6 protein-coding genes and 1 tRNA gene are annotated in these 7969 nt (G+C 61.9%); 6 read left to right on the top strand and 1 reads right to left on the bottom strand.

Annotated elements, in window-relative coordinates:
• Nucleotides 1-50 precede the first annotated feature (50 nt).
• The 6 genes from LOM8899_RS20990 (at nucleotide 51) to adh (ending at nucleotide 7235) form a co-directional block, all read left to right on the top strand.
• Nucleotides 51-127 (top strand) — tRNA-Met (locus tag LOM8899_RS20990).
• A 357-nt stretch (nucleotides 128-484) separates the two neighbouring features.
• Nucleotides 485-991, top strand: a complete 507-nt coding sequence (locus LOM8899_RS20985) for a 2Fe-2S iron-sulfur cluster-binding protein (RefSeq protein WP_093994209.1) — start codon at nucleotides 485-487, stop codon at nucleotides 989-991.
• The gene (locus tag LOM8899_RS20980) at nucleotides 988-1974 is read left to right on the top strand and encodes an FAD binding domain-containing protein (RefSeq protein WP_093994208.1); all 987 of its coding nucleotides are present in this window, start codon (nucleotides 988-990) and stop codon (nucleotides 1972-1974) included. Before LOM8899_RS20985 ends, LOM8899_RS20980 begins: the two co-directional genes overlap by 4 nt.
• Nucleotides 1971-4160, top strand: coding sequence for a xanthine dehydrogenase family protein molybdopterin-binding subunit (locus tag LOM8899_RS20975; RefSeq protein ID WP_093994207.1), 2190 nt, complete (start codon nucleotides 1971-1973; stop codon nucleotides 4158-4160). The genes LOM8899_RS20980 and LOM8899_RS20975 overlap by 4 nt, the downstream gene beginning before the upstream one ends.
• Before the next feature lie 464 nt (nucleotides 4161-4624).
• Nucleotides 4625-5584: a helix-turn-helix domain-containing protein gene (locus tag LOM8899_RS20970; RefSeq protein WP_211096245.1), complete on the top strand. Its 960-nt coding sequence runs from the start codon at nucleotides 4625-4627 to the stop codon at nucleotides 5582-5584.
• A 127-nt stretch (nucleotides 5585-5711) separates the two neighbouring features.
• Nucleotides 5712-7235: an aldehyde dehydrogenase gene (adh, locus tag LOM8899_RS20965; RefSeq protein WP_093994206.1), complete on the top strand. Its 1524-nt coding sequence runs from the start codon at nucleotides 5712-5714 to the stop codon at nucleotides 7233-7235.
• Between the two features lie 132 nt (nucleotides 7236-7367).
• Here adh and pcaG read toward each other — a convergent pair whose 3' ends face one another.
• Nucleotides 7368-7967, bottom strand: coding sequence for a protocatechuate 3,4-dioxygenase subunit alpha (gene pcaG, locus LOM8899_RS20960; protein ID WP_093994205.1), 600 nt, complete (start codon nucleotides 7965-7967; stop codon nucleotides 7368-7370).
• Between the last annotated feature and the right edge of the window lie 2 nt (nucleotides 7968-7969).

Here is a 7969-nt window from a genome sequence, read left to right as displayed (position 1 = left end):
CGTTCAGAGCAAAATAAGCTCTGTTATTCTCTCTATCGATGACATCCTGTCGCGGGATGGAGCAGCCCGGTAGCTCGTCAGGCTCATAACCTGAAGGTCGCAGGTTCAAATCCTGCTCCCGCAACCAAAGCCTCGAAGCAGCCTCGGTTCAAAGCCGGGGCTTTTTGCTGTCAAAACCCCAGAAAAAACTAAGTCTGTGCTGCATCAAAAGCCAGAAAGACGCCCACTACGAGGGCACGAGCAGAAAAACGTGTGATCGGGCTCCAGAGGGTCAGCCGCTAAAGAGCGGTTTGCGGGATCGACAAGTGTGGCCGACACATTGTGCACGTCGCATTGATACACCTCCTCCAAATTGGGATGCACTCGAACCGGTGTCCGGGCAGGCACTAACCACGATTATCGCCTCACTATCATTCACAAGCACGGAACCATGGAGCCGCGCGCCGGTTAGTCCAGCGAGCTTGGCTATTTTGAGAGGTTTCCCGTGCAGACACATCTGACAATTAACGGCACGCAGCGACGATTGGACCTCGATCCAAGGACGACGTTGCTCGATGCTTTGCGTCATCATCTTGGTCTGACCGGTAGCAAGAAGGGCTGCGATCATGGTCAGTGTGGCGCATGCACTGTCATGGTCAACGGGAGACGGATCAATGCCTGTCTGACGCTTGCGTGCATGCATGACGGCGACGAGGTCACGACGATCGAAGGGATCGGCCAGCCGGACGACCTTAGCCCATTGCAGCAGGCGTTCGTCAGCGAAGACGGTTTCCAATGTGGCTATTGCACCCCCGGCCAGATCTGTTCGGCCACGGCGATGCTGCAAGAGATCAGCGATGGCTGGCCCAGTCATGTGACAAGCGACCTCGCGGGAGAGGCAGAGCTCACTTCTGACGAAATTTCGGAGCGGATGAGCGGTAATCTTTGCCGGTGCTCGGCCTATCCAAATATCGTGCAGGCGATCCACAAAGCCGCGGGGAAAAACGCATGAGACCTTTCGACTATAGACGCGCAGAGAGCATCGAGGCCGCGCCTCGCCAAGCCGCAGCCGGCGCCGCATTCATCGCCGGTGGCACCAATCTGCTGGATCTGATGAAACTCGAGGTCATGGCCCCTGAGACCTTGATCGACATCAACCGGCTTGAGCTCAACCAGATGGAGGACACTGCCGACAATGGCCTGCGCATCGGCGCGTTGGTGACCAACAGCGATCTTGCCAACGACCTTCGCGTCAGGCGCAACTGGCCGGTGCTCAGCCGCGCTCTGTTGTCGGGTGCGAGTGGCCAGTTGCGCAACAAGGCGACCACGGGGGGCAATTTGCTCCAACGGACCCGGTGCCACTATTTCCAAGACCGCACCATGCCCTGCAACAAACGCGAACCCGACTCCGGCTGTGCGGCGAGAGAGGGTGTCAATCGGGGCCTCGCCGTGCTGGGCACGTCTGAGCATTGCATCGCGACGCATCCCAGTGACATGGCCGTGGCCATGCGTGTGCTTGGGGCGGATGTGGAGACCCTGAAAGAGGACGGCACGACCCGTCGGCTCGATCTGGATGAACTCTACCTCCTCCCCGGCGACCGACCGGATCGCGAAACAGTGCTGGAGCCCGGGGAGCTGATCACCGCTGTCCTGCTGCCCCCGCCGATCGGCGGCCGTCAGACATACCGGAAGGTGCGCGATCGCGCGTCCTATGCGTTTGCCTTGGTGTCCGTTGCCGGGATTGTGGCCATGCAAGAAGGTCGCATCGCCGCGGCCAATCTGGCCTTTGGTGGTTTGGCTCCGAAACCCTGGCGAGATCCCGGAGTGGAGGACGTGCTCGTCGGCGAGACACCCTCCGAGGCGCTCTTCAACGAAGCAGCAGACATTTTGTTGTCCGAGGCTCAGGGCTTTGGCGGCAACGATTTCAAACTCCCACTCGCCCGCCGCACGCTCGTGTCGGTGGTGTCGGAGTTGACGCAGGAGACCCAATCATGACCGAGTATCTCAAGATGGATGCCCCGGCGACCGAGAGACGGCTGGACGATATGGCGCAAGGCCTCGTGGGTGCACCGCTCGACCGGCCAGAGGGGCCACTCAAAGTGACCGGTTCTGCAACCTACGCAGATGAATGGCAGATCGACGGCATGGTGCATGGCGTCATGGTCCGCGCGCCGGGCAACAGCGGTCGGGTTGTCCTGACCAACAGCGATGCCGTTGCAGAGATGCCCGGCGTTCTAGCGGTGATCCAGGACGACCGACTGCTGCGCAATCCCGCCCAAGGCACCGCCGACGCCGCCCCCATTCAAGGCGCCCGACACGCGGCCTATCATGGCCAGCTGATCGCCGTCGTGGTGGCCGAAACCTTTGAACAGGCCCGTCATGCGGCTCAGTCGCTGCAGGTGACGCTCGAGGATGCCGAGATGGTGCCTGTCGATCCGGCAACCGCCGCGACCGAGCCGCGGGAAAATCAGGCGTTGGATCAAGGTGATCTGGAAGCTGCCATGCAGCAGGCGGCCTGTCGCGTGGATGTGGTCTATACCACCCCATCGCATTCCAGCTCCGCGATGGAGCCGCACGCCTCGATCGCATCGTGGGACGGCGAGGAGTTGACCCTTCGCGGCAGTTATCAAATGCTGAAATACAATCGCAATGAGTTAGCGGATTCACTTGGTGTCCATCCTGACCGGGTCCGCATCGTTTCGCCCTATGTGGGCGGCGGTTTTGGCTCCAAACTGGGGCTGGCGCCGGAGGCCGTCGCCGCCTCCATCGCCGCGAAGCAACTGGGCCGGCCGGTCTCTGTGGCGCTGCAACGCCCGCAGGTCTACGAAGCCACGATGCGCCGGTCCGAAACCCGCCAGAGGGTGCGTCTGGCCGCCGATGCCGCCGGTCGTCTGATCGGCCTCGGCCACGATGCGCGGGTTTCGAACCTCCCCGGAGAGACCTTCGCCGAGCCGGTCCTGCAGGCTTCACATTTCCTGTATGCCGGGGCCAATCGCAAGATGTCGCTGGAATTGGCGCGCCTGCATCGGCTATGCGCCGGTTCGGTTCGGGCACCGGGCGAGGCGGTGGGCGTCACGGTTCTGGAAAACGCAATGGATGAACTTGCGCAGGAGATGGGAATCGACCCGGTCGAACTCCGACTGCGCAACATCCCCGACGAGGACCCGGAGAGCGGTAAGGCCTTTTCCTCCCGAAGATTCCGCGATGCGCTGGAAAGCGGGGCAGAGGCCTTTGGCTGGGCCGATCGCCCCGGTGTGAAGGAACGCCGTGAGGGCGAATGGCTGATCGGATATGGCATGGCGTCGGCGGCACGCATCAACGTGCTGAAGGAAAGCGAGGCCCGCGTGACCTTGTTGCCGGACGGCACAGCGCGGGTCGAGACCGATATGACCGATATCGGCACCGGCACCTATGCGATCCTCGGCCAGATTGCGGGAGAGATGCTCGGGCTGCCCTATGAGAAGGTCGATGTCCGCCTCGGCGATACCACTCTGCCACCGGCAGCCGGCTCTGGCGGCTCTTGGGGGGCGTCCTCCAGCGGGACTTCGGTCTACCTCGCCTGCGAAGCGATCCGCCGTCAACTGGCCGAGCGTCTCGATGTCAGCGAGCCGGACCTGATGCTGAAAGATGGTTGCGTCACCTATGCCAACCAGACCAAATCCCTGACCGAAGTGCTTGGGGGTGACGAGATCGCAAAGCTGGGACACGTCGTGCCTGGCGAGACCTCCAAGGCTGTCCGGCAGGCCACCTTTGGCGCCTACTTTGCCGAAGTGGCGGTGCATGCGGCCTCCGGCGAGACCCGCGTGCGTCGCATGCATGGCAGTTTCGCCGCTGGCCGCATTCTCAATGCCAAGACTGCGCGATCCCAGTGTCTTGGCGGCATGACTTTTGGCATTGGTATTGCGTTGACGGAGGAAATGGCCTTCGATCCGCGCGATGGGCATGTGACGAACAGCAACCTTGCCGAATACCACATCCCGGTGAACGCCGATGTGCCGCAGCTTACGGTCGAGCTGTTGGAGGAGCGCGATGACTGGGCAAGTCCGCTACAGGCCAAAGGCATCGGCGAGCTTGGCATCTGCGGCGCGGCGGCGGCGATCACCAATGCAATCTACAACGCCACTGGCGTGCGAGTTCGGGACTATCCGGCCACGTTGGACAAGGTCATTGCGGGGCTGTGACTGGTGGATGGGTCGGGCAGGCCCTGTATGCCGACCTGATACCGCCAATATTGACCGACCATTGCGACCGGCAATCTGGCGATGAGGTCCGGCTCAGGTGACACGGCGGCTTGACAGCTCTGTTTGGTGGTTTCTCAGTGGCGGTTTCCGACTGACCCGCGGTGCGCTTGTTGCTTTGCGGATCGGTCGGCCAAGCAGACACTCGAGCTGGGCATCATTAGCGATGGGGCGGACGCCGAGGATGCGTAAGCGGAAACCGTTTTACAGCGGACCCTTTGCGGCAGCGCCTTTGGCGCAGGTCGAGACGGCCTTGCCCACAGAGGCGGCAGTTTCGAACGACGGGGCTTTGTCTGGCGTTCGTCAAGTGGATCGGCGTGGGTGACAGGCACTCGTTGACGTGGTGTTGAAACACTCCGCACGACCACTATAGTCGAGAGACCCGGGGGGCGGAGCGAGGGCCGGTGATGTCTGACAAACGATCCCATACCGACAAGGTGCTAGAGGCGACGTATTCCTCGTCGGCAGCCGCATTGTCGCAGATCGCGGCGAGTTGGCATCGGTCCATCATGAAGCACGGCCTTACTCCGGACGAGCATCGCGCCCCGGAGCGGATCACACAATCCGAGCTGGATGAGCGCCGCAAAGTCCTCGACAAATTTCTCATGGTGGCTGCTCCGCGTCTGGATAGCCTCTTTTCGCTGGTGGGCCAGTCGGGCTGTGCCGTCCTGCTCACCGATGCGGATGGTGTGGTTCTGGATCAGCGCATGGCGGAAGCGGATGCACCCACCTTCGAAGCCTGGGGCCTCTGGGCCGGCACGGATTGGAGCGAGGAGCGCGAAGGCACCAACGGTATTGGCACATGCCTGACCGAACGACGCCGCGTGATCATCCATCAGGGAGAGCACTTCCACGCGCGCAACACCAATATGAGCTGCATCGATGCGCCGATCTATGGTGCGGACGGGCGCATCGTGGCGGCACTGGACGTGTCGTCCGCCCGTGCCGATCAGACGGAAGCGTTCAACCGGCTGATCGGGGCGCAGGTCGCACAGACGGCTCGGGCGATCGAAGAGGCCAACTTTCGCGCCGCCTATACATCTGCCCGGATCATCGTGGCCGAATGCGATGACGCGGAGGCCGCGAGCCTGTTGGCAGTCGACGACGACGACCTTGTCATCGGGGCAACCCGAGAGGCCCGCCGGACCTTCAACCTGGCGGGAACGGGCCCGCTCACCGCGCTTCCTGCGGCGGATATTCTCGGCCGTGAAGACGGGCCGACGGGGTTTGAGCGGGCGGAACGGGCTGCCGTGATTCGCGCTTTGGCACGGGCGGATGGCAACGTCTCGCAGGCGGCACGGCAGCTTGGGATCGGGCGAGCGACCCTTTATCGGCGGATGAAACGGCTCGGCCTCGACGAAAGCTGAGCAATCTGTCTCAGACCTGAGACACTTTCTCTCAACATTCGATTTCGGCCAGATGACGCAGCCGTTTCGTCGCGTCAGTTTCCTTCTCAATCCGGGTGGAGGACCCGGTGTCACAGGAGGACCCATCATGAAAGATCTCGCACATACCGAAGCCGGCACCTACACGTCGCCGTTCAAGACACGCTACGACAACTTCATTGGCGGCGCGTTTGTCGCCCCGGTGAACGGTCGGTATTTCGAAAACGTCACGCCGATCACCGGCGAAAAGATCAACGACTGCGCCAGATCCGATGCCGCTGATGTCGAGCTGGCGCTCGATGCCGCCCATGCCGCGAAGGCCGCTTGGGGTGCCACATCGTCGACGGAACGCGCCAACATCCTGCTCAAGGTTGCCGATGCCATCGAGGCGAACCTCGATCTGCTGGCAACGGCCGAAACATGGGACAACGGCAAGCCGATCCGCGAGACCACGGCCGCGGATATCCCGCTTTCTGCCGACCATTTCCGGTATTTCGCAGGCGTCTTGCGCGGTCAGGAAGGCTCCATGAGCGAAATCGACGCGGATACGGTGGCCTATCATTACCACGAACCGCTCGGCGTCGTGGGCCAGATCATCCCGTGGAACTTTTCGATCCTGATGGCGGCATGGAAGCTGGCACCTGCGCTGGCCGCCGGCAACTGCATCGTGATGAAGCCGGCAGAGCAGACCCCGGCCGCGATCATGGTCTTGGCAGAAATCCTCGCAGACATTCTGCCCGCCGGCGTCCTGAATATCGTCAATGGATATGGCTCTGAAGTGGGCGCTGCCTTGGCGACATCGAAACGCATCGCGAAGATCGCCTTTACCGGATCGACCGCAACCGGCCGCACCATCATGAAGGCCGCGACCGAGAACCTGATCCCGGTGACGCTGGAGCTTGGCGGCAAGAGCCCCAATCTGTTCTTCTCGGACGTGATGCGCGAAGACGATGCGTTTCTCGACAAAGCCGTCGAGGGCTTTGTCCTGTTTGCCTTTAACCAGGGCGAGGTCTGCACCTGCCCGTCGCGCGCGCTTATCCAGGAAGACATCTACGACGCGTTCATGGAGCGCGTGATCGCTCGGGTGAAGGCCATCAAGCACGGCGACCCACGTGATCCCGAAACCATGGTCGGCGCACAGGCCAGCAAGGCGCAGCAGGAGAAGATCCTGTCCTACTTCACCATTGGCCGCGAAGAAGGCGCCGAGGTTCTGATCGGCGGTGAGGCCGCTCAGTTCAACGGCGAGCTTGCTGGCGGCAACTACATTCAGCCGACGATCCTGAAAGGCCACAACAAGATGCGGGTCTTCCAGGAGGAGATCTTTGGCCCTGTGGTGTCTGTGACCACGTTCAAGGACGAGGCCGAAGCATTGGCGATTGCCAACGACACGATGTACGGCCTCGGGGCCGGGGTGTGGTCACGTGACATGAACACATGCTACCGGGTCGGCCGCGCGATCGAGGCTGGTCGCGTCTGGGTCAACAACTACCACGCTTACCCGGCTCATGCTGCCTTCGGTGGCTACAAGCAGTCGGGAATCGGTCGCGAGAACCACAAGATGATGCTGGATCACTACCAGCAAACCAAGAACCTCTTGGTGAGCTACAATCCCAACAAGCTCGGGTTCTTCTGAGCCGAGTGACGAAGGCCCCCGCGCGATGAGCGCGGGGGCCTTTTTACATGCCGTTGGTGAAACGTGCCGCGATTTGCATCGCTTTCAATCGCTCGAGTGCCGGGGGGCTTTCCCCGGCACCCGCATTTCCAATCACACGTCGAGAAACACCGTCTCGTTGTCGCCCTGCACCCGAATGTCGAACGTGTACGTGCTGCCATCGCGCGAGGCGATCATGGTGCTCCGCCGTTCTGGTGGACCCACGAGGTTGAGCACTTGATCCTCGGCGTTTGCGTCCGCTTCGTCCGAGAAATACATTCGGGTGCTGAGCCCGAGATTGATCCCTCGCGCCACGAGCCAAAGGCTGATGTGCGGTGCCATCAACTTGCCGTTGCGCCCCATGACGCGACCGGGTTTGACGGTCTCGAAGGTAAAGCGACCGGTATCGAAGTCCGAGATCGCACGACCCCAGCCGACAAAGCCCTCTTCGACGTCTCCGGCACCGGGATAGACGCCGTCGGCATTGGCCTGCCACGTCTCGATCAGGATGTCTTTGATCGGGGCACCGATCCCGTCGTAGACGATGCCTGTCACGGTGATCCGCTCGCCCTTGGCATTCGGGCCGGCGATGTCGTGCCCCAGCTCCTTGCGGTAGATGTCAAAGCCAGCCGCTCCCGGCGCCAGGCCGATGTGGACGTAGGGTCCAGCGGTTTGAGAGGCGGTTTCCTTGAGGTAATTGAGTGATTGCACCATGA

The organism is Flavimaricola marinus, assembly GCF_900184895.1.
GTDB classification, from domain to species: Bacteria; Pseudomonadota; Alphaproteobacteria; order Rhodobacterales; family Rhodobacteraceae; genus Flavimaricola; species Flavimaricola marinus.
This window is presented reverse-complemented; position numbering and strand designations above follow the sequence as displayed.

Bases quoted from the DNA above. Each gene is read 5' to 3' on its own strand.
- LOM8899_RS20980 (WP_093994208.1), top strand. From the start codon at position 988: ATGAGACCTTTCGACTATAGACGCGCAGAGAGCATCGAGGCCGCGCCT.
- LOM8899_RS20975 (WP_093994207.1), top strand. From the start codon at position 1,971: ATGACCGAGTATCTCAAGATGGATGCCCCGGCGACCGAGAGACGGCTG.
- LOM8899_RS20970 (WP_211096245.1), top strand. From the start codon at position 4,625: ATGTCTGACAAACGATCCCATACCGACAAGGTGCTAGAGGCGACGTAT.
- adh (WP_093994206.1), top strand. From the start codon at position 5,712: ATGAAAGATCTCGCACATACCGAAGCCGGCACCTACACGTCGCCGTTC.
- pcaG (WP_093994205.1), bottom strand. From the start codon at position 7,967: ATGGTGCAATCACTCAATTACCTCAAGGAAACCGCCTCTCAAACCGCT.